Raw genomic sequence first — 23,762 nt, forward strand, 5'->3', positions numbered from 1 at the left:
TCTGCCTATTAAATATGACCTATTGAGCTGACAATGAATTTATCGTTTTTAAAATTACATCGTTCTTTACTGCTTATCTTAGTGGTGATGTTAACCAGCGTATTAACCCTGACTCTTAGCTACGGTCACTACAAAGGCCATAGCCAGATCGATTGGTTTGATGTAGGTGGCGAAGGCGGTATTACTGCCATAACCCTGCTGTGGATCTTTTTTATTCTATTAAGTAGACCTAAGGGACGAGTAACTAACTTATTATTCTCAGGCCTTGCGTTTATGAACCTATCGATGACCCTCGATTTTATTGATGAGTTTGTATATTACAGCGATGAACAAGCCTGGCTCAGTACCATTGAATCCATTCCCGCACCATTTGGGATGATTTTAATGACCATGGCTTTGTATCATTGGCACCAAGAGCAAATGACCATTAATCAACAATTACGTAATCGCGAGCGCTTTTATCGAGAACATCAACTCAGTGATGCTATCAGCGGCCTAGCTAGCGCCGATTATATGAAAAGCCAGATCAACCGCGAGCTAAATTTGCTCCATCATAGCCTGCATGGATTTTCATTACTGATGTTAGATATTGCTCAGTTTGATCGCTTTAATCGCCAATTTGGTGATGCCGAAGGTAATAAGCTGTTACAAGAGTTTGCTCAAGTGATCACCTTGAATGTACGTGAGCAAGATTTAGTCTGCCGTTACGCCAGTGATTGCTTTATAGTCATGTTACCCAATACCGAACTCGCTGTCGCAGAGCAGCTAAGCATGTCGCTAGTCAGTGCTTTAGAAGCATTTTCGTTTAATAGCAGCGACAAAGCAGTAACCTATAAACAAAAAGTACACACTAGTTTAGTAGCCGCAACGCACCGTGATTCTACCTCAGGTTTACTCAGTCAATTGCATCAAAAATTATTAATGAACAAAAGCTTACATGGAAATACCGCGTGAGTGCATGCCTTAGCAACAGCAGTTATATCGACTCTCCTTATCAAGGTTTACAGTCATGGGCGGCGCAATTAGTTGATTTAGCTAAACACCGAGGAGTACACCCTGATAAATTACTCAAAGGGACTCGATTATTTTATCAAGATTTTGCCGCAGGAAAAGCCTCGATCAGTGTTGAGCAATTTTATCGATTACAAGAAAACTGTCGTCAATTTGATAATCAACACCAACTCAGTTTTTTACTAGGGCGAAAACTACTTAATCACAATCCGTTATATAGCGCATTTTCTCAAGCAGAAAGTTTACGCACACTACAAAAACTACTCACTCGCACTCCTTTACATGGCTTTAACTTATTTAATGCCGAACATAAATATCACCAAGGCCGCCATTACTTCATTATCAACCTCAGCTTTGGGGCAATAAATGCAGCCGTAGAACAATTTTGCTGCGAATTATTTGCCAGTTTTATCGCTGCAACATGTAAATGGCGAATAGGTAATAACAGCGATTTATGTTTTTCGTTTCCCTATGCGCAGCCCACACACATAGAGCAATATCAAACTAACCTACAAGCCAACTGCAAGTTTTCACAACAATTATTTATGGTCAGTATTAGTAATGAACTCTATAACAAACACTTAATAGATAGCTGTCCGAGCCTATTGCAGCAATCATTAGCAACCATACAGCAGCACCCCTTACCCGCTACGCCTTGGCTGCAATTAGTGCGCAATCATATTAGTGCTCAACCGCAACAAAACCTCGAAACAGTTGCCCAGTGTTTTGCTATGAGCCCCGCCACTTTTAAGCGAAAACTAAAACAACATCATACTCGTTTTAGCGCCTTGCAAGATTCTATCAATCGCCAAACCGCGGTGTTTAATATCGCCACGTTAGCGCAAAGTAACGAAACCCTAGCTGGCGAACTTAACTTTAGCGACTTAACTAACTTTCGCCGCGCATTTAAACGCTGGACAGGAACGACTCCCTCACAGCTGAGAGAATTGATTAACGAACATTAAGTTAACACTTGTAATTAAAGTCCCGAAAATGTACCTTATTAATTGAAATATCGAAATAAGGAAGATCGATGCAGGCATCATTAGAAGATCTAATCAATGGCTGGCAAAATGGTTGCCCGCAAAGTGCTGATGAACTTAAAGCTCGGCTTTACTACCACCTGAAACAAGTTTGTCATGTACATTTAGAAGGTTACCGTAATGAAATCGATTCAACCTATGTATTGCAGCACTTACCGCATACTGGATCGCTACTACATCAGTCACTTATTGAGTTAATTCCGCCACAACAAAGCATTAATCACCAAACACAATTTAATACTTATTTAAGTGTATTTATCCGTAATATTTTACGCGATGAAATTCGCAAGTTTCAAACTCTCAAACGCACTCCTAACGCAGAAAAAATCCAGCAACAAAACGATCAACTAAAACACCAAGAGGATTTTTTAGCATTAGATAGCGCACTAAATCATCTAGAAAAAAATCATCCGCAAAAAGCGCAAATATTCTCTCAACATTACTTTTTGGGCCTAGATACTAAAGTGCTAGCTAAACAATTCAAGGTATCACTTGCTACTATTTATCGCGAGTTAGATGCTGCTAAAGCGTTTTTAAAAGTGTGTATTCAAACAAATTAAGATAATTCATGAATCAATTTAAAGACGCGCTTTCGTGTTTTGAACACTTACTTACACACCATGCCAACGACTTAACCTCAGGATTGCTGCAATTACAACTATCTGATGAACAACTCATCATTGAAGTGAAGCAATTAATCAATGCACATAAAAGTAATGATCAAAGCTCATTGTTTAATGACTTATTACATGACCAATTAAATTTACTTACTGATGATCATCTGCTTTTACAACTGCAAGGCAGCGAAATAAGCCACTTTAGGTTAGAGCAATTAATTGGTTATGGGGGAATGGGTGCAGTTTACTTGGCGACTAGAAATGATGGCCAGTTAAATCAAAAGGTAGCGATTAAGTTATTTTATCCATCCATTGTACAATTACATGGACAAAAACATGTTTTACAAGAAGCACAATATCTTGCCAAATTATCACATCCTAATATAGCTAGCGTATTAGATGTCGGTAAATGCAGTGTTGGCACCTACATCATCATGCAATATATAGACGGTGATACATTAATTAACTACTCAAAAACCCTATCGCAAAAAGTAAGGTTAGAGGTATTTCAAAAAGTATGTGATGCCGTTGAGTATGCTCATCAAAATAGGGTGATCCATGCAGATTTAAAGCCTTCAAATATCTTAGTAGATAACAATGGTGAACCTAAACTTGTTGATTTTGGTGTTGCACGTTCCAGTTCCATGAATCATGAAATACCTTTACATAACGCATATATAAAAGCGCTTAGTCACGAGTTTGCAAGCCCAGAACAACTGGCTGGTAAAAGCTTAACAACCCAAGCAGATATCTATAGTCTCGGCCGTATTTTAGAAAAACTACTTATACAACCTATTAGTACAGAGCTTCAAGAAATCATCAATAAATCACTGGCGCAACTACCACAGCAACGCTTTGCCTCAGCAGATACATTGAAACAAAATATCGCCACTTATCTGGCGCATCGTCCATTACTTTGGTTTAAACACTCAAAAACATATATATTAGGTAAGTTTATAAGACGATCCCCTCTTACTGCTGCTTTAATAACCTCAACGATCGCTTTATTGAGTGTGGCCTGTATTAGTTTATTTCTTTATCAAGATGAACAAAAGCAAGCCGCAAAGCAACAGTATGAACTGCTCAACTTTTATCAAGATTTACTAATTAGTAGCACACCGCTAGCGCCGCAAGGTGCAAAACTGTCGGTATCGGCCTTGTTACTTGCTGGTGTTGAACAAGTAAAGCAGAGTCAATTAAGCCCAAAAAACCAACAAAGCGTACTCTTAACCGTTGCCCAAAGCTTATACTTGCATGGAAATTTTACAGCAGCTTTAGATATATTGGCGTTGTGCGATAGTTCGATTGACATGCAAATATTTAAAATTAAAAGTTTAATTAAATTAAATCAACAACAAAAAACACGAATTCTTTGGCAAAAACTATCGCAGCAAAACCCTCAAAACAGCAACATTAAATTGCTTGGTTGGCTTACTAAAGATAGCTATTTAGCTGGTGACATACAGCAGATCAAAATAGCTTTTCAAAATAGCGATGCATCCGAACTAAAGCTGGAATTATTAATACATATTTTTACTCATCGTGATAATCACCCTATACTCAGCCGTCAATTGATTCTCGAGAATGAAAATACGACAGCAACGTCTGCCTCGAAAAAAGCATGGCAATCGTTAATGAAAAGCAGCCGACTGATAGAAGATAATCAAATAGACCAAGCAATTAAGTTACTAGACTCAACATTAAAAAATGCTGCGAATAACTACCACCCACTACATTGTGAGCTCGCAAAATTAAACCATTTTGCGGCAAATTTATATGCTCAAGCAGGTGCACAACTTGCGCAAGAACAAGCCCTGAATAAAGCCATGTTTATCTATCAACAGCTACTCCCAAACTTTGAACATGAACTTAGTACTGTACTATATGAGCAATATCAATATTACTTAAAAGAACGTGATTATTTGCAAGCAAATAACTTTTTAAATAAACAGCTACTACATTGTTCGACAAGTGATCAAAAATGCATGAAGGCGCATTATGAAAGTACCATGCTAGGTTTAAGTTTGCGTAAGTACTCACAAACCTTAAAGAATGCAGAGCTATGGCTTGCCAATGGTACACAACAATCAAGCCAATATTACGATATCACCTTAGCAAAATACACAGCGCAATATGAACAAAATACACTGAATAAAACAGCATTATTTGATATTGACCTAACACAACTAAGCAAGCAACAGCAAGTTCAATGGTTAGAGCTTGTGATAAAAACAAATATGTTTAATACTTTAACTTCACAGCAAATGCAGCAGCTCATTGTTTATGCTAAATCAAACTCTCCCTTGGCATTTGAATTAATAGCGACTATTAATAAGCTAAACAATAATCCACACACACAGTGGTTAGCACAACTCGAAAAGCAAAACCATATATCACACTCCACAAAGAACCAATTTAGCCCTGCCAGAGATATCAACGCGATAAGTGGAACAAAGCGAGTTAGCTCGATCACGACCCCTAAACATGCAAGCCAACTAAAAATAGGCTCTGAATTTACGATTGAATGGGATAGCAAACGATTAATTGGCAATACGATAAGTGTATTAGTCAATCATACCGTCAACTATAAAGTTAACAGCTTTGATGATTTTAATAATTTGAAGAAAATTGATTGGCACCCAGCGGCAACTAATTTAAAAAACACGGGAATAGCCCAAATTGACCCTTATCATTTTATGGCCAATGGCACAAATCGCTTTAAACTTATGCTCATCAGCGATTTAGGCTATTGGAGCCTATCTGATGGTTTATTTAGTATTGCTTCAGGTAAAACTGTTGATAATGGTTTAGAGCACTTTTTACTAAAAGACAAATTGGTTACAACTATTATCACACCTAAAGCCCTTGATATTTACCCTGTAGGTCAGCAAAAAACGATAACCTGGAACGCCAATAAACTCTACGGACAAACCGTTGCTATGTATGTTCTGCATGATGACTCTCGCGGAATTGGCGATAAGCAACAAGTGGATTTAAATATCGTCAACAATAGACGCTGGTATCAGTTTGCTGAAGAACTGCCAAATACAGGAGAGTTTAAGTTAGACCCTGCACTCTTTAATGGCCGAGGTAATAATTATAAAATTTTAATCGTCTCTGATCTAGGTTACTGGAGTGTTTCTGATAAACGGTTCTCAGTGGTAAACCCGTTGTAATTTTAGTTAAGCAGTCGCGCACTAGTGCGACTGCTTGAATTAAGTTTACTTAGCCATACCACTATTTTGATTATCTCGGTGAATTTTAGACCAAGTATTAGGCATTAAACCTGTGCTGTCGGTTTGAATAGCCACAAGCTTACCTGTTGCACTCGCGGCCGATACATCACTTTCAGATAAAGTACCTATGTACAATACCCCCTGACTATCGATAGCTGGAGAAGACCAAGTTACACTTGCTTTTATATCATATTGCCATGCAAGCGTGCCATCTGGTTTATATGTATAAAGTAAATCACTTTCTGAAGAAAAGTACACATTACCGTTATCACCTAGTGATGGAGACACATAAACATCACCGGTAATTGCCACTTGCCATTTTATACTTTTATCATTGATATCGAGTGCGTAAAACTCACTATCATCATTATTTTTTGTACCAAAATAAATCGTACTACGCGACTCATCTATCGCTACCGATGAGCGAATGTATGGCGCTTCAAATACCTGCGGATTTGGTAATTCAAACTGCCAACGCAGATCCAAATTATCATCAAAGCTGTATAAAATTCCGGCTTCAGAGCCAAAATAAATATTATTATTAGAATCAATAGCTGGAGTTGAGTAAACCAAGTCACCTGCAAAGGTTTCTACATCTTTGAACTCACCCACTAATTCATAGCTATTTAAATCAAGCTTAAGTACGCGGCCCTCATCATAAAAAACAAGCTCACCGTTATAATTTACCGCCCCATTTACAAATCGGTCTTGCCGTTCTTCACAATTACATAAACGCTCAAACAAGCTCTCACCCGTTTGCGCATTAAAAGCGCGGATATCTAAACCAGTATAAATAACTTGCTCTTTATAAGCCGCAACCTTAGTTAGACCAGAGCCGGTTTGAAAGCCATAATCAGATACACGCTGACGCCATATTTGCTCACCACTACTATTTAGTGCAACTAAATCACGATAGGCTTTTTCAAACTCCCCAGTGCGCTTATCAACTGTAAAATAAATATTGTCATTGTGTACAACCGGGCTTGAGCGCACTTCTTCACCATTAGGTAAACTGTAACGCCACTTTTCACTGCCATCGCGGTTATACGCCACCATTAAATCACTGCCTGCGGGGTCATTACGCACATTTTTAGCTGTGCCTATATAAATTGTTTGCTCATCAGCACTAAGTGCCGGTGACGAGTAATAAGCAAAACTTGTGGTTGGTAATAATTTTTCCCACACTAATCGTGACTCTTCAACTTTATCAGGTTCTTTATCAGCGTCAGATTTCGTAGTTTGTGGGTCATCACTGCCACCTCCCCCTCCACATGCCGATAGAAAAAGACTTAACGCGAATATAATTGGTGTTTTAGTTTTAGGAGATTCAAACAGTAAATTCATGTAATTCCTTGATAGCTGTTATTTATAACTAAATAAATTTTACGAAGAAATCACAACAATGACAGACACGAAAAACAATTAAATTTTTCTCACAAATTTAAAATATTTTTATCTACCTTAATGGCGTTACTAAATCATTGAGACGAATTACTTATTCTCAGCCTCGGGGATTGCATCTACTGGCACGCAACTGCCGAGGTCAAGCTCAAAGCCTTCGTGCAACCCATTCTGCATTTTAGCTAAAAACGCCTCACTTAAAGGCTCACGAGCCGTAATTGAATGATATTCAACGTCCCCTTTATACGTGCATTTATAAGGGTAAATATACTGATTTTCATCACTCTCTACAGATGAGTCACTCACAGCACACCCCGATAAAGCACCAAGCATAAAACCACAAAAAATTAAACGAACCATAACCACCTCCATACGTCGCAACGGGTTTACGTCGCGTTCTTTTAAGGGTTTATCCCGCGTCGAGTTTACCCCGAAGCGTAGCAGCGACTTTATGTCGCGTTCTTTTAAGACTTTACGTCGCGTTCTTTTAAGACTTTACGTCGCGTTCTTTTAAGACTTTACGTCGCGTTCTTTTAAAGAGTTTACCTCTCGCTTTAAGATAAATGACGCGGGGTAAACCCGCTGCTACGATTAATGTTTAACCTACAAGGAAAGTAGATGAACAACGCATATCGGCTCAGAAAAGGCAGAGTCTCCTCAGCCAACCATTTTTACAGCATCACCATTGTTACCCATCAACGCCAGCGGTTTTTTACCGGCCTTGCTATAAACCGGCAAATCATCAAACACATGCAACAACTTGAGCAGCAACAGCTTATAAAGTCAATCGCCTTTGTGCTCATGCCCGACCACCTGCACTGGCAATTTCAATTACTTGAAAATACCACTCTCGCAAGCGTAATTCGAACATTCAAAGGTCGAACAGCAACCACCTGCCGCAAATATGGTATCCAGAAACTCTGGCAAAAAGGCTACTACGACCATTTAATCCGTGATGAAAACGATTTAATAAACCAAGCCCGTTATATCGTTGCAAACCCATTAAGAGCAAAATTAGTAACAACCGTCGCCAATTACCCCTACTGGGATTGTATTTACCTCCCGTAGCAGCGGGTTTACCCCGCGTTCTTTTAAGGATTTACCTCGCGTCGTATATCGCGTAAATATGCGAGATGTTAAACTAACGCGACATAAAGTCGCTACGGAGATCATTTACGCATCGTGTTTTATTAAATGTTTACCCCGCATCCTTTTAAGGATTGACCCCGTAACCTTTTTAGATTGCCCCTCGCTGAAAAATATACGCAATATATCCGACGAGACATAAAATCAGCTCGACATAAAGTCACTACTACGTATAAATGCGATGTAAAATCACTACGCCAAAAATTGCAGCTCATCAAATCGAAAAAAGGCGCGATAAAAATTACCGCGCCTTACTTTTATTACAATAAAAACTTTTAGGTTAGGTTAACGCAGTGCGCTTTCTCTCAATGCATTGGTGTTGTTAACAAAGTTTTTAGCTTTTTGATGATCAAATAAGAAGTAGTTAAAATCTTTACTATTTTGCCCAGCATCGTTAGTCACTATGATATTAAGCGCATCAGTTACTAGCGATAGGTACATTGTATTTTCATTATCAGGAAAACTGATCATACCAGTATCATCAACACTGTAATCAAGCTCCGTATTAATGGTTGTGAAACTTTCATCACTATAAATCGTGATTTTACCTTCAGTAAACTTTAAGTAGCTAACCACCCACTTGCTATTACGATCTCTATCGACCATAAATATATCACGACCTAATAAGTGCTCTGTAGAGCTAGTAGGTGTGCTTGATGCTACCCTACTTGTATAATCTTTAGCGTCTGCCTCATTATTAAAATGCGGCCAAGGTAGGCCTTGATAGGCGCCGATCACTACGTCTCCTGATTCGATTAAAAAACCATAACTCTCAGCTTGTCTATCATCTCCTTTGCGAAGCACCACCTGACCATCTGAAAACATTTGATATTCACCTACTGTTGAACCGTCACCTTGAGCAAATTCAAACTCGTTATTCTCTTTAAATACAATTGATTCAACAGCTTCATCGTACCAATAATCATGGTTTGCAAAAAATAGTTTTTGGTTTGTGTATTGACTAGGTTCAATTAATCCTACAAAAGGAATTGGAGGGCGCTCACCTATTATGTTAAGTATATTCTCTGGAATAAACTCACCCTTGATTGGCCTTTCGTTAGCAATAAAAAACTTGCTGAGTAAAACAAGCTTACGACTTATATCATTTTCTATTGAAGGCCCATTTATATATTTATATAATGAATTGATATAAATAGCTTCATCTACTTTTTCAATTACTTGCCAATCAGCGGTGCGGTTAATAACGCAACTAGGATCAATATCTACAAAATAACAACCGTCACTATTGCTATTAGTTCGAGTAATTGAGAGTTTTCCAGCTTGCTCTAGCCATGAACCTTTATAATAAGAAATTTCATTGTCGGAAAGAAGCTTACCATCACCATCTATGTCTTGTGTTTGAATTTCAATAGCCTGACCATTTGGCCACAATTCATACCACGTATACTGAAGCCCCGCGCCATAACTATTATCATCAGCATAGATTCCTGGTACTGAAGAAGACTCAAAGTTTTCACTTTCATCAATTTCCCCTCCCATATTCACAGAGGCACTGAAATGAGGGCCAAACTCACTTAATACCGAAAACGCACCAAAATTGGAGTTACCTAGCTGGTTAAATACAATAGTTTTATTATCAAAATCTAGTAAAGTAAGTTGAAGTGACTTTTGCTCGTTATTTTCTACTAACTCCCATTGTACAGCTGTATTATTAAGCTCTTTTATTGTGCCTGAACCATCTTCGCTTAGTTCTGCGGTAAGCGCCATAATTTGCGAAGCATACCCATCTTCTTCATCTACATATACTGAATATGGCATTGGTAAAGACAGTTTTTTAACACCTGTAATGGGTTCAAAGTCAACCTGTTCATTATTAGTTAATACACGTGTTGTGTATTCTCTTACGTCATTATATGTCTCCTTTTCGCCATTAGGAAAACTCACAGTCTCATATTTTTTTAAATGTACAACTAAGCCACTTTCAAGCTGGGATAAAACTTCAACTTCAGATTTATACTCAATTACTTCAGTGCTGGCATGTGTTTCAACACCATCTTTAATTACTTTTTCACTACTATTATAAGAATGATAACCATCTGGGTTACTAAATGTATAAATGTTATCGCTAATAGACCAAGTTAGTTGCTGAGCAGCCTTTGATGCATTAGAACTAAAATAAGTACCGCTAGAATCACCTTCCATTTTAATTACAGCATTAAATGTTCTTAAACCGTTATTAAAGTATAAAGCTTTTGCGCTAGAAGTTGGTGCCATCCCCATAACCGCTTCATCTGAAAGCATTTCATTTTTTGCTTCATCAAACTCAGGTGTTTCGCTTACTAACTGAATATAATCAGTCATCTTTTTTGTATCTAAAGCAAGCTCAAGTACATTTTCGACACCTTCAGGTAACCCTAAAGATAGTTTTCCTTGAGATTTGTCTAAAATAACTTTGATTGCAACAGCTGTATCAATAAGTTCTTGCGGGTTTATCTCATTAGATAATAGAGCTAGTTCTTGTTCTTGCGCAATCGCGTTAAACTTATTTTTGCGTAAAATTAGTGCCGATTTTGCTGTACTAAAGTTAGTAATATTTACAGCTAAGTCTTCATCTGAGGAGAGTGTTAAATCTTCACCGGCTTTAGCTTTTAGAGTAGCAAAGCTCATTAGTCGTGACTGCAACAAAGCAGCTTGTTGTTGCTCTTTACCTTGTGCTTCAATTGTCACCAATTGACTCATGTCGGCATCATCATCAAGCGCCAACTCTAAAGTGTAATATCCATCACTGGTAGTCGTTGTTGTAAAGCTTTGCTCCCCAATAGTTGCTTTTATATCTGCTTCTATTAAGGGCGAATCTGTTGCTACCCCTTCTATCGATAACTTAACTAGTTGTTGTTTAATATCTACAACTACATTTTTTTCACTCGTTAAACCTTCGCTATCTTCGACTATTAAATTTAAAGATATTTTCTTATCTTCGCTAACACTTGGCGCAACAAAGCTAACAATGTCTGTATCTGCATTTTCTAAAGAAACTGACAAACCCGACTTTTGACTCCAGCTATAACTAACCTCTCCTTCATCTTCAACTGAGGCACTAATTGAAATTGTTTGCTTTTCTAGCCCCTGGACATCATTTACAGTAATGATTGGTGCATTGTTTACGGGTTCATTTATAGCTTTATTTGGCTCATCAACAGAGTCGGAACCACAGCCAGAAAGTAAAGCTAACGAAACAGCCGCGGCGAGAAGTGATTTTATTGGTTTCAATGTTTTGTCCTTTTTATATTTAGCAGTAACCGTTGACTTAAATACTAAAGATACAAGTACAAAAAATCACAACACGTATTCTATTTAAAACTTTCTCAAAATTTTAAAATATTTTTCTGGTAGCAGCGGGTTTACCCCGCGTTATCTCTTAAGGGTTTATCTCGCGTCCTCTTAAGGATTTACCTCGCGTCGTATATCGCGTAAATATGCGCGATGTTAAACTAACGCGACATAAAGTCGCTACGGAGTTCATTTAACGCGACACGAATAAACGCGGGATAAACCTAACGCGACATAAAGTCGCTGCTACGACTCATGAGTAATTATCAATTATCAAATAAAGCGCTTGCAATAGTGGTCGATTCGCAAATAATGAGACTCACTGTTCACGGGATTAGAATGAGGAAAAATGAACACGATACTAACAACGCAATGTGCGGATGATGTAGGCTTAATAGCGAAAATTACCGGGCTTTGTCATCAGCATAATTTAAATATTACCCGCAATAATGAATTTGTAGATAAAGATGCTCAGCGCTTTTTTATGCGTACGGAGCTGAGCGTTCAACCCAATAGTGAGTTTTTAACCCAACTTGAAGGCCTTCTACCTACAGGTGCTAAGGTCACTTTACATAGTAACGAAAAAACTAAAGTGGTGTTATTAGCGACTAAAGAAGCGCACTGTTTAGGGGGGGTGTTACTTAAACAATTTGAGCAAGCACTGAATATTGAAGTATTGGCTGTGATTGCTAATTACCCTAACTTAGCGCCATTGGCGAAGGGCTTTGATGTGCCGTTTCATGTTGTTAGCCATGAAGGGCTATCACGCGCTGAACACGACCTGCAAGTAGGTGACTTAATTGCCAGCTATAATCCCGATATCATTGGCCTTGCCAAATATATGCGGATTTTAAGCCCCGAATTTGTAGGCCGTTTTGACGGTAAAATTATCAATATTCATCATTCATTTTTACCTGCGTTTATTGGTGCAAAACCCTATCATCAGGCATTTGAACGAGGAGTTAAGATCATTGGTGCAACAGCGCATTTTGTTAATAATGAGCTGGATGAAGGGCCGATTATTATGCAAGACGTGACCCATGTAAACCATGCAAACACCGCCGAAATGATGGCTAAAATGGGCAAAGATGTAGAGAAAACAGTGTTTTGTAAAGCACTGCAATTAGCATCAGAGCATAAGCTATTTATTAATGGTAATCGAACCGTCGTATTTAGCTAGGTTCTAGAAATAGAGCCGAATGAAGAGGCACAACGCCTCTTTATTTTTATTATTATTGACTACTTTTATGCTGTACTTAATGTGTTTGCTCTATGGGTTCGAGTTGTAGTTTTGCAGCTATCAACACCGCTTGCGTGCGGTTATACACACCAAGCTTACGGAATATCGCGGTGATGTGTGCTTTGATCGTTGCTTCTGAAATATGTAGTTCATAAGCGATCTGTTTATTCAACAAACCTTCGTGTAAGTACTGCAGCACTTTATATTGCTGTGGGGTAAGAGAGGCTACTTGAGCGGCGATTTCTTTATCTTCATTGGTAATGCTCGCTACTTTGTCTTTAAGCTCAGGTGGTAGCCATACATCGCCATCAAGTATTTGATTAATTGCTCCGCCAATATCATCTGATGATGATGACTTAGGAATAAATCCCATCGCCCCGTAGCTCATTACTTTTGAAACAATATTGATATCTTCACTGCCAGAGACAACAGCAATTGGCAAACTTGGATAATCTTCACGAATGCGAATTAGGCCATATAAATCGCCACTACCGGGCATATGTAGGTCTAGTAGTAAGATGTCTAAATCTTCTTGCTCACTAAGCACTTGCAATGTAGTTTCAAAATTTTCAGATTCAAAAACCTCTAAACCATCAAACTTTGCCATTAATGCCCCTTTTAGTGCTTCGCGAAATAACGGATGGTCATCCGCTATTAAAAACTGACTCATGGTTCACTCCTAATGAATTCGGCTGCCACCTATCAAATAGCTGACAGCCGATATACTACGTTTAGAATCAACTTCTAATCAAGTTTTTAACGCATATTTAACGATTTAATCGGTTCTCGATTAATTCATCAACCACCCCCGGATCGGCAAGTGTTGAGATATCACCTAATTGCTCGTGCTCATTTGCAGCGATCTTACGTAAAATACGACGCATGATCTTACCTGAGCGAGTTTTAGGTAAACCTGGTGACCATTGGATCATATCTGGTGAAGCAATTGGGCTAAGTTCTTTACGAACCCAGTTACGTACCTCTTTGGTTAATTCGTCACTGACCGTTACACCTTCGTTTGGCGTTAGGTAAACATAAATACCTTGGCCTTTAATATCGTGTGGGTAACCTACTACTGCGGCTTCAGCAACCGCAGGGTGAGCAACCAGTGCACTTTCAATCTCGGCAGTACCTAAGCGATGCCCTGATACGTTTAATACGTCATCAACACGGCCGGTGATCCAGTAGTAACCATCTTCATCACGGCGACAACCGTCTCCAGTAAAGTACACACCCGGATAAGCTGAGAAGTAAGTTTGTTCAAAACGTTCATGATCGCCGTAAACTGTACGAGCTTGTGATGGCCAGCTATCAAGAATAACTAAGTTACCATCCACTGCGCCTTCCAGAGTGTTACCTTCAGCATCAAATAATGCTGGCGCAATACCAAAGAATGGACGGGTTGCAGAACCTGGTTTCATATCAATTGCACCTGGTAAAGGTGTGATCATGATGCCACCCGTTTCTGTTTGCCACCAGGTATCGACAATTGGGCAATTACTCTTACCTATGCTTTCGTAATACCACGTCCATGCTTCTGGATTGATAGGCTCACCCACCGAGCCCAAAATACGTAGGCTATCGCGGTTTGAAGTCGCGGTTGTTTCATCGCCTTTGGCCATCAGTGCACGAATTGCAGTTGGCGCTGTGTATAAAATTGTAACGTTATGCTTATCAACTACTTCACCCATACGTCCTGCGGTTGGGTAAGTGGGTACACCTTCAAATAACACTTGCGTACAACCATTAACTAATGGACCGTAAGCGATGTAACTGTGACCTGTGATCCAGCCCACATCGGCGCTACACCAAAAAATATCATCTTCTTTTAGATCAAAAACATATTCGTGAGTCATCGATGCATACACTAAATAACCACCAGTCGTATGAACCACCCCTTTAGGCTGACCTGTTGAACCTGAAGTGTAAAGAATGAAGAGTGGATCTTCTGCATTCATCGGCTCTGGTGCACAGTCTGCGGCTTGATCAGCAACTAAATCATGCCACCATACATCATGTTCATGCCATTGTACGTCGCCACCGGTTAACTGATGCACAACAACGTGTTCGATGGTAGTGACCGACTGTTGTGCAACGGCTTCATCAACATTTGCTTTAAGCGGCACTGTATTGCCTGCACGACGCCCTTCATCAGAGGTAATAACAATTTTAGCGCCAGAATCTTTAATACGATCAGCAATTGCTGATGGTGAGAAACCACCAAATACCACAGAGTGAATCGCACCTAAACGTGCACATGCTTGCATTGCATAAACAGCTTGCGGTGACATAGGCATGTAAATAGCAATACGATCGCCTTTTTTCACACCGAGCTTTTTCAAACCATTAGCAAACTTTGCCACTTCATCATGCAGCTGTTGATAAGAAATATACTCACTCTGTGATGGATCGTCGCCTTCCCAGATCAATGCTGTTTTATCAGCTTTAGTTGCCAGGTGGCGGTCAATACAGTTGTACGAAGCATTTAGCTCACCATCTTCATACCATTTAATACTGATATGGCCTTTATCAAACGAGGTATTTTTTACTTTAGTAAAAGGGGCTGACCAATCGAGACGTTTACCGTGCTCTGCCCAAAAACCTTCAGGATCATCAATAGATTGCTTGTAAAGTGTATTATATTTATCGTTATCAACTAAGGCTGCATTCTTGATATGTGCAGGAACTGGATAGATACTTTGTGACATAGTCGTCTCCATTTTAATTACTTGCCTAAGGCCTACCTCAAGGATCACCCAGCATAGCGGGCGAAAGTATTAGACCTTAGTTGTATTATCTTTAATTTATTTCACTGTACGCTCTAAATTGTTTCAAAATTCCATCATTTACGCTATTAATGGAAAATGTTAATTATATGTTTAAACTAAGGTGGAAAGCTTGCCACCTTAGTCTAATAGACCAATAGGTAATTGAGTAAAAAGCATACTTAATCAAAAGTGGTATCACAACATAAGTATAATAATGCAACAAGCAGCCCCGAATAGGACTTTGACTATGACAACAAAATCAACAGTATTAAAAACGCTTACTGCCACTGCCGTATTGTGCGCGCTTTCAGCTACAACACAAGCCGCAACCATCGGTGACACTGATGTGACTTATGGCGGTTATGTAAAATTGGATGCTATGTGGAGTGATTACTCTGATGGAGTACCAGATGGTAGCAGTGTAGGCCGAGATTTTTATGTACCAGGCACAACCCCTGTAAATAAAAATGTAGACAGCGATCCTGTATTTGATATGCATGCTCGTCAATCTCGCTTCTTTTTAGGCACTGCAACCAAGCTTGATGACGGTAAGGAAATAAAAACCAAAATTGAAGTCGACTTTATTGCCTCAGCACCTGGTGGTAATGAACGAGTAAGCAATTCATATGCGCCGCGTATTCGCCAAGCGTTTATTACTTATGATGGTTGGTTATTTGGTCAAGCATGGTCTAACTTTCAAAATGTTGGCGCATTACCAGAAGCATTAGATTTTATAGGGCCAGCAGAAGGTACTGTGTTTGTGCGCCAAACTCAAGCACGTTATACCAGTGGTAATTGGTCTTTCTCCCTTGAAAACCCTGAAAGCACAGTAACAACACAAGATGCTGCTCGCGTAGCAACTGATGATGCGTCATTACCTGACTTTACAGCCCGTTACACAGTAAATGCTGATTGGGGACAATTTGTCGTTACAGGCCTAGCACGGCAATTAACATACAAACAAAATGGCATTGATGCTGATGAAACATCATTTGGTATCAGTGCCTCAGGTAAAGTAAATATTGGTGAAAACAACCTTAAATTTATGCTTACTCAAGGTAAAGGCTTAGGTCGTTATATAGGCGTAAACGTTGCCAATGGTGCGGTATTAAATGGTGATGAGCTTGATGCGATTGATTCAACCTCTGGTTTTATTGCATATCAACAACATTGGAATAGCCAATGGCGTTCAACCTTCTTATACTCATTCTTTTCTGCTGATAACAACACTGATTTATTAACCATTTCAGGTGATCCAACTAAAACAAGTCAAAGCTTTAGCGCTAACATACTTTACTCACCAGTTAAAAAGCTGACTTTTGGCGCAGAGTTTAAACACGCTGAACGTGAAGTGGAAAGTGGTAATGATGGTGATATGGATCGCTTACAGTTCTCAGTGAAATACGCATTCTAAAATTCACAATATTACCTTTTATTACTTCTTTAAGCGGCTTAGGCCGCTTTTTTATTGCCTCAAAGCCCCACATTTTATTAACTAAAACACAATACAGAATTGCAAATCATTGCTATTTAGATTAAATTACGTGCTTCTTTTGAGCTTTATGGAATGTCGCATGTCTGCCCCGCAGTTTTTACGTTTATCTAAATTAGCAGTTTTTACTTCGCTAGCTTTAAGTGGTGTTGCTCACGCAACTGAAGAAAACAACAATGAATCCCTTGAAAAGATAGCTGTGTATGGACAACACCATAAAAATTACATTACGGAAGATGTCCAGTCAGCAACAAAGTTGGGCTTAACAATTAAAGAAACACCACAGTCGATCTCGGTTGTATCACGCGCATTAATGGACGATTTTTCTCTCGATGATATAAATGCAGTTTTAGAAACAACCCCCGGTGTCACTGTTGAACAAATAGAAACTGATCGCACCTATTTTAAAGCCCGTGGTTTTGAAATTACTAATTTCCAAGTAAACGGCATGGGTACTCCGCAAGATAACGGGTCAATTCAAGGCACCCTTGACACTTCTATTTTTGAAAGCGTAGAAGTTGTTCGTGGCGCAAATGGTTTGATGACAGGCGCAGGTAACCCTTCTGCAACCGTTAACATGGTGCTAAAAAAGCCAACTTACCAAACAAAAGTCAGTGCTTCGGCTTCTTATGGTTCATGGAATAACAAACGCTTGGAACTCGATGCTTCAACGGCGTTAACTGAAAATCAGGCTGTCCGTGTTACGTTTACTAAACAAAAAACAGACTCATACTTAGATCGCTACGAGCAAGATAAAACTATTTATTACCTTGCCTATGAAGGCCAGCTTACTGATAGCACAACTTTATCGGTAAATTATGTCAATCAACAAAAAGATGCCGACAGCCCACTTTGGGGAGCATTACCACTTTATTATAGCGATGGCAGCGCAACAAACTTTGATTCTTCTACCAGCACAGCATCTGATTGGTCATACTGGAACAACTCGACTGAACAAGTTTTTGTCGCTGTTGAACAAAGCATCACAAATACTTGGTTTTTAAAAGCCAATTACGCGCATTTAGTGAATGAGCAAGACTCTGAATTATTTTATGTCTATGGTACACCTGATCGTGAAACCGGTCTTGGCTTAACAGGTTCCGCCAGTGAGTACGATCACAAAGATAAACACGATATTTTTGACCTTTATGCTGCCGGTAAATTTGACTTATTCGGTATGGAACATGACTTGTCTTTTGGTGTAAACCAAGCTGATATGGATAATTATGATAAGTTAGTGAAGGACGACGAAAATGGTGCTCCTACAATGCCAGAACTAGGTAGTTGGGATGGTACAGTTCCAACACCAACATTTGATGATGGCTTAACCGGTGGCGATGTTACTAATAGACAACGTTCTGCTTATATTTCTACACGCATTCGTGCTACCGACTCACTCAGTTTATTAGCTGGTGTTAGCCAAGTTAACTGGCAGTCTAAAGGCATGTCTTATGGTGTTGCCAAAGACAAAAAAGCGGATAAAACCATTCCTTATTTTGGCACTGTGTACGATATTAACGACAATCTAGCTGCGTATGCCAGCTACACAGAAACATTTGTGCCGCAAACACAGCGCGAGATCAATGGTGATTACCTCGATCCAATCACAGGTAAAAGCAGTGAAATAGGCGTAAAAGCACAATTACTAGATAGTGATCTGTTTGTTACCCTTGCGTACTTTGATGCCAAGCAGGTTGGCCTCGCGGTTGCAATTCCAGGCTCACCACCTGATGACACCCGCTACTATGGCGCAGATGGCATTAACAGTGAGGGTTTTGAAGTAGAGCTAAGCGGTAAAATAACTGACACCCTCAGTACTAGTTTTAGTTATAGCAATATCAATATTGATGGGGATGAGCTTGTTAAAAATTACACCCCTAAAAACCAATATAAACTAGCTATCACTCATAAAGTATCTGAAATTGAAGGATTAACGTTTGGCTTAAATTACCGCTGGCAAGATGACACAAAGCGTATTCAACCTGTTACCACACTAGGTGTTATACCGGTTACCAAACAAGATGCCTTCGGTATTTTAAACCTAATGGCAACTTACGATATTACCGATAATGTCGGCGTGTCTTTCAATGTTAATAACGTCACTAATGAGAAATACATCCATAGCCTGTTTTGGGCTCAAGGTTACTACGGTGCACCGCGTAACTATGCAGTCTCAGTGAATTGGCAGTTGTAAACTAAAACTATAAATACAAAAAAGCCGCTAAATAATTTAGCGGCTTTTTTTACGGTTAAGCTCGGGTCAAATCGCGCTTATTCAATATTTTTAAAGCTCAGCATCATCTTCTTCAATATCATCAGGCTTGATTGTCGCTTTTAATAACAACATATCGCGTAACTTGCCTTCGATCTCATCTGAAATCTCAGGGTTCTCTTTTAAGAACTTAATCGAATTAGATTTACCTTGGCCAACTTTACTTCCATTGTAGCTGTACCAAGCACCGGCTTTTTCAACCAACTTATGCTTAACACCTAAGTCAATTAACTCACCATGCTTAGAGATACCTTCGCCGTACATGATAATAAATTCAGCTTGTTTAAATGGCGGCGCAACTTTGTTTTTAACCACTTTAACCCGGGTTTCATTGCCCACTACTTCATCGCCCTCTTTAATAGAGCCGATACGACGAATGTCTAAACGTACTGACGCGTAGAATTTAAGTGCGTTACCACCAGTAGTGGTTTCTGGGTTACCAAACATAACACCAATTTTCATACGGATTTGGTTAATGAAAATACATAAAGTGTTTGAACGTTTAATATTACCAGTAAGCTTACGTAATGCTTGTGACATTAAACGTGCTTGTAGGCCCATGTGCGAATCGCCCATATCGCCTTCAATTTCAGCTTTCGGTGTTAATGCCGCAACCGAATCGACAACAACCACATCAACAGCGCTTGAGCGTACTAACATGTCACAAATTTCCAGCGCTTGTTCACCGGTATCAGGTTGTGAAACTAATAATTCATCAATGTTTACGCCTAATTTTTGGGCGTAAATTGGGTCAAGTGCATGCTCAGCATCAACGAAAGCACAGGTTTTTCCTTCTTTTTGTGCTTCAGCAATAACTTGTAAAGTTAGCGTGGTTTTACCTGATGATTCAGGGCCATATATTTCTACAATACGCCCCATCGGTAAACCACCTATGCCTAATGCGATATCAATGCCCAGAGAGCCTGTAGATACAGCATCAATATCTAACGCTTTATTGTCACCCAACTTCATTATTGAGCCTTTACCAAATTGACGTTCAATTTGAGATAAAGCAGCGTCCAATGCTTTTTGTTTGTTATCGTTCATTTTACTCTCCAAATCCAGCTAATGCAGACCAGTATACTGTATGAAATCACAGTATCAAGCTAATTTTATTAATTTATCTTTTCTATAATAGTTTTTAATGAATAAACAATAGCTTGCAGTCTAACTTGCGCTCTATCACCAACAAATACTTGTTGGCTCGAATACTGTTTATCGCCAATTTGAATGCAAAACCACACTAAACCCACTGGTTTTTCTGCACTGCCACCGCCAGGGCCTGCAATACCCGATACCGCAATCGACATATCAGCCCCAGCGGCCTTACACGCACCCGCCGCCATTTGCAACACGGTTTGCTCACTCACTGCGCCGTATAAAGTTAAGGTTTGCTCCGAAACTCCTAGTAAATCCTGCTTAGCTTGATTACTGTATGTAACAAATGCACGGTCAATATAAGCCGAGCTGCCTGGGGTATCGGTTAGTGCATAACTCACTCCCCCACCAGTACATGATTCAGCACTAGTGATCCATAAGCGTTTATCCGTTAAAATAGCGCCTAACTGCGCAGCAAGTGTTTTAATCTCTTGATGTAATTCCATATTCAGCCTTTGGGTAAATACATGTCGTTCGATCTTTATGCACCGCACACTATAAGTCAACAAACTCCGATGATGCAGCAGTATCTAAAAATAAAATCTGAGCATCGTGATATTTTACTATTTTATCGCATGGGCGATTTTTACGAGCTATTTTTTGATGATGCCAAACGTGCAGCACAACTGCTTGATATTTCGCAAACTCACCGAGGTAAAGCTGGCGGCGATCCTATTCCCATGGCAGGCGTCCCCTATCATGCGGTAGAGAATTATTTAGCTCGTTTGGTACAGATGGGTGAGTCCGTCGCTATTTGTGAACAGGTGGGCGACCCTGCAACCAGCAAAGGGCCTGTTGAGCGCAAAGTGGTACGCATTGTTACTCCTGGCACTATTTCTGATGAAGCATTATTACAAGAGCGCCAAGATAATTTACTAACCAGCGTTTGGCAAAGTAAAAAAGCCGTGTATGGCATTGCTTACTTAGATATTAACTCAGGCCGTTTTAATATTGTTGAAGTAAATACTGAAGAAGCATTTAGTTCAACTTTGCAACGCTTAGCACCAGCAGAGTTACTCTATAGTGAAGACTTTGCCAACTTTCATTTGATTGAACATATTAAAGGTATTCGCCGTCGTCCTGAATGGGAGTTTGACTTAGACACTGCACAACATTTGTTATGCGAGCAATTTGGCACCAAAGATTTAGTCGGTTTTGGGGTTGATAAAGCCAAAGCAGCATTGGTTGCTGCAGGTTGCCTAATGCAGTATGTAAAAGATACCCAACGCATTGCTTTACCGCATATTCGCGCCATCACTTTAGAGCATAACGAACACGCTGTTATCTTAGATGCTGCCACCCGTAAAAATTTAGAGTTGACCGTTAACCTCTCTGGTGGCTTGGAAAACACCTTAGCACAAGTACTTGATAAAACAGCTACCGCGATGGGTTCACGACTGTTAAAGCGTCGTATTCATACGCCAATACGTTCTAAACCTGAGCTTAATGCTCGCCTTAATGCAATTAGTGCCATTATCGACGTACAGCTGTGTGGTGAACTACATGAGTCATTAAAGCAAATAGGTGATATTGAGCGGGTTATTGCTCGTTTAGCATTATGGACCGCTCGTCCGCGCGATTTAACCCGTCTGCGCAGCGCACTGCAAGCCTTAGCTCCACTGCACGAGCTATTAACTGATGCCAGCGATCCTCGCATTAGTCAGATCATCGCACAATCACCTGAGTTACCCGAATTACAACAGTTACTAGAACGCGCCGTGATTGAAAACCCACCAGTGTTAATTCGTGATGGTGGCGTAATTGCACCGGGTTACAACAGTGAACTCGATGAATGGCGTGCATTAAGCCAAGGCGCAACAGATGTACTAGAACAACTCGAACAGCGCGAGCGTGAACGCACTGGTATTAGCACCCTTAAAATCGGTTATAACCGTGTGCATGGCTTTTTTATTGAAGTAAGTCGTGCCAACGCACATTTAGTGCCTGCTGATTATATTCGTCGCCAAACACTTAAAAATAATGAACGCTATATAATTCCAGAGCTTAAAGAGCACGAAGACAAAGTGCTCGGCAGCCAATCAAAAGCCCTTGCCCTTGAAAAGCAACTTTACGAACAACTGTTTGAATTTATTGCCCCGCACATCGAACAACTACAAATAATGGCGGCAGCACTGGCAGATTTAGATGTGCTAAATAACCTTGCTGAGCGAGCTATTGCGCTTAATTACGCTAAACCGCAACTGTGCGATAATGATGATATCAGCATCAAGCAAGGTCGCCATCCGGTTGTTGAACAAGTAATGAAAGACCCTTTCATTGCCAACCCGGTAGAGCTTAATGCGCAGCGTAAAATGCTGATCATTACCGGACCAAATATGGGCGGTAAATCAACCTATATGCGCCAAACTGCACTGATTGTATTAATGGCACACATTGGTAGTTTTGTGCCAGCAGACAGCGCTAAAATTGGTAATATCGACCGTATATTTACCCGTATTGGCGCCAGTGATGATTTAGCCTCAGGGCGCTCAACCTTCATGGTCGAAATGACCGAAACGGCCACTATTTTAAACAATGCTACCGCGCAGTCACTGGTGTTAATGGATGAAATTGGCCGAGGGACGAGTACCTACGATGGTCTATCATTGGCTTATGCAACAGCCGATCATTTAGCGTCAAAAATATCCGCTAAAACGTTATTTGCAACCCATTATTTTGAACTGACTGAACTGGCCGAACAACAAGCGGGATTGGTGAATGTTCACTTAGATGCGATAGAGCACAACGACACTATTGCCTTTATGCATACTGTACTTGATGGTGCGGCAAGCAAAAGCTTTGGCTTGCAAGTAGCAGCGCTTGCTGGGGTGCCAAAAGCAGTGATAAAGCAAGCTAAGCAAAAATTAAAAATGCTCGAAAATCATCAGCCAGTTACTGCTGATTTAAATATTCAACAAACATCATTGTTTGACAACGAGCCGAGCGAGGTAGAAACCCAATTAGCTGAGATTGATTTAGATAATTTAAGCCCGCGCCAAGCACAAGACTTACTATATAAATTAAAAGCACTGCTTTAATATTATTAAAGCACATCGAGTAGGAGTGAGGCTGTTGCCTCACACCGAC

At 39.8% G+C, this 23,762-nt stretch carries 16 protein-coding genes; 9 read left to right on the forward strand and 7 right to left on the reverse strand.

Going from position 1 to position 23,762, the window contains the following annotated elements; all coding sequences use genetic code 11:
• Positions 1–33: 33 nt before the first annotated feature.
• The 4 genes from HHO47_RS09360 to HHO47_RS09375 all read left to right on the forward strand — a co-directional run bounded on the left by HHO47_RS09360 (position 34) and on the right by HHO47_RS09375 (position 5,847).
• On the forward strand, positions 34–954 hold the full coding sequence (locus HHO47_RS09360) for a GGDEF domain-containing protein (protein ID WP_169020057.1): 921 nt from the start codon (positions 34–36) through the stop codon (positions 952–954).
• Positions 951–1,976 carry an AraC family transcriptional regulator gene (locus HHO47_RS19645; protein ID WP_169020058.1) on the forward strand — a complete coding sequence of 342 codons (1,026 nt, stop codon included), beginning with the start codon at positions 951–953 and terminating at the stop codon, positions 1,974–1,976. The genes HHO47_RS09360 and HHO47_RS19645 overlap by 4 nt, the downstream gene beginning before the upstream one ends.
• A gap of 68 nt (positions 1,977–2,044) precedes the next feature.
• Positions 2,045–2,614, forward strand: coding sequence for a sigma-70 family RNA polymerase sigma factor (locus HHO47_RS09370; protein ID WP_169020059.1), 570 nt, complete (start codon positions 2,045–2,047; stop codon positions 2,612–2,614).
• 8 nt (positions 2,615–2,622) lie between these two features.
• Complete coding sequence (locus tag HHO47_RS09375; protein ID WP_169020060.1) at positions 2,623–5,847, forward strand: serine/threonine-protein kinase; 3,225 nt, start codon at positions 2,623–2,625, stop codon at positions 5,845–5,847.
• Between the two features lie 45 nt (positions 5,848–5,892).
• Here the strand turns inward: HHO47_RS09375 and HHO47_RS19185 are convergent, their stop codons facing one another.
• Entirely contained in the window at positions 5,893–7,251 is a 1,359-nt protein-coding gene (locus HHO47_RS19185; RefSeq protein ID WP_211183672.1) for a PQQ-binding-like beta-propeller repeat protein, read from the reverse strand.
• A gap of 147 nt (positions 7,252–7,398) precedes the next feature.
• Positions 7,399–7,668: a hypothetical protein gene (locus tag HHO47_RS09385; protein ID WP_169020061.1), complete on the reverse strand. Its 270-nt coding sequence runs from the start codon at positions 7,666–7,668 to the stop codon at positions 7,399–7,401.
• A gap of 258 nt (positions 7,669–7,926) precedes the next feature.
• On the opposite strand from HHO47_RS09385, the gene HHO47_RS09390 reads away from it, so the two are divergent.
• Positions 7,927–8,376: an REP-associated tyrosine transposase gene (locus tag HHO47_RS09390; RefSeq protein WP_169020062.1), complete on the forward strand. Its 450-nt coding sequence runs from the start codon at positions 7,927–7,929 to the stop codon at positions 8,374–8,376.
• Between the two features lie 363 nt (positions 8,377–8,739).
• Here the strand turns inward: HHO47_RS09390 and HHO47_RS09395 are convergent, their stop codons facing one another.
• Positions 8,740–11,685: a PKD domain-containing protein gene (locus HHO47_RS09395; protein ID WP_169020063.1), complete on the reverse strand. Its 2,946-nt coding sequence runs from the start codon at positions 11,683–11,685 to the stop codon at positions 8,740–8,742.
• 409 nt (positions 11,686–12,094) lie between these two features.
• On the opposite strand from HHO47_RS09395, the gene purU reads away from it, so the two are divergent.
• Positions 12,095–12,925: a formyltetrahydrofolate deformylase gene (purU, locus tag HHO47_RS09400; RefSeq protein ID WP_169020064.1), complete on the forward strand. Its 831-nt coding sequence runs from the start codon at positions 12,095–12,097 to the stop codon at positions 12,923–12,925.
• Positions 12,926–13,001: 76 nt separating this feature from the next.
• Here purU and HHO47_RS09405 read toward each other — a convergent pair whose 3' ends face one another.
• Positions 13,002–13,655 carry a response regulator transcription factor gene (locus tag HHO47_RS09405; protein WP_169020065.1) on the reverse strand — a complete coding sequence of 218 codons (654 nt, stop codon included), beginning with the start codon at positions 13,653–13,655 and terminating at the stop codon, positions 13,002–13,004.
• Between the two features lie 97 nt (positions 13,656–13,752).
• Complete coding sequence (gene acs, locus HHO47_RS09410) at positions 13,753–15,693, reverse strand: acetate--CoA ligase (RefSeq protein ID WP_169020066.1); 1,941 nt, start codon at positions 15,691–15,693, stop codon at positions 13,753–13,755.
• Between the two features lie 307 nt (positions 15,694–16,000).
• Between acs and HHO47_RS09415 the strand changes: the two genes are divergently transcribed.
• Both HHO47_RS09415 and HHO47_RS09420 read left to right on the forward strand, forming a co-directional pair.
• Positions 16,001–17,167 carry a DcaP family trimeric outer membrane transporter gene (locus tag HHO47_RS09415; RefSeq protein ID WP_169020067.1) on the forward strand — a complete coding sequence of 389 codons (1,167 nt, stop codon included), beginning with the start codon at positions 16,001–16,003 and terminating at the stop codon, positions 17,165–17,167.
• A 160-nt stretch (positions 17,168–17,327) separates the two neighbouring features.
• Positions 17,328–19,439 (forward strand): TonB-dependent siderophore receptor, encoded by a 2,112-nt coding sequence (locus tag HHO47_RS09420; RefSeq protein WP_169020068.1) that lies wholly within the window; start codon positions 17,328–17,330, stop codon positions 19,437–19,439.
• 90 nt (positions 19,440–19,529) lie between these two features.
• Here the strand turns inward: HHO47_RS09420 and recA are convergent, their stop codons facing one another.
• Together recA and HHO47_RS09430 are read right to left on the reverse strand one after the other, a co-directional pair.
• Positions 19,530–20,564: a recombinase RecA gene (recA, locus tag HHO47_RS09425; protein WP_169020069.1), complete on the reverse strand. Its 1,035-nt coding sequence runs from the start codon at positions 20,562–20,564 to the stop codon at positions 19,530–19,532.
• A gap of 68 nt (positions 20,565–20,632) precedes the next feature.
• Positions 20,633–21,121 (reverse strand): CinA family protein, encoded by a 489-nt coding sequence (locus HHO47_RS09430; protein ID WP_169020070.1) that lies wholly within the window; start codon positions 21,119–21,121, stop codon positions 20,633–20,635.
• 21 nt (positions 21,122–21,142) lie between these two features.
• On the opposite strand from HHO47_RS09430, the gene mutS reads away from it, so the two are divergent.
• A complete protein-coding gene (mutS, locus tag HHO47_RS09435) occupies positions 21,143–23,713 on the forward strand; it encodes a DNA mismatch repair protein MutS (protein WP_169020071.1) in 2,571 nt (856 codons plus the stop codon).
• The last annotated feature ends 49 nt before the right edge of the window (positions 23,714–23,762 follow it).

It is taken from the genome of Pseudoalteromonas arctica (genome assembly GCF_012927645.1).
Lineage (GTDB): Bacteria > Pseudomonadota > Gammaproteobacteria > Enterobacterales > Alteromonadaceae > Pseudoalteromonas > Pseudoalteromonas arctica_A.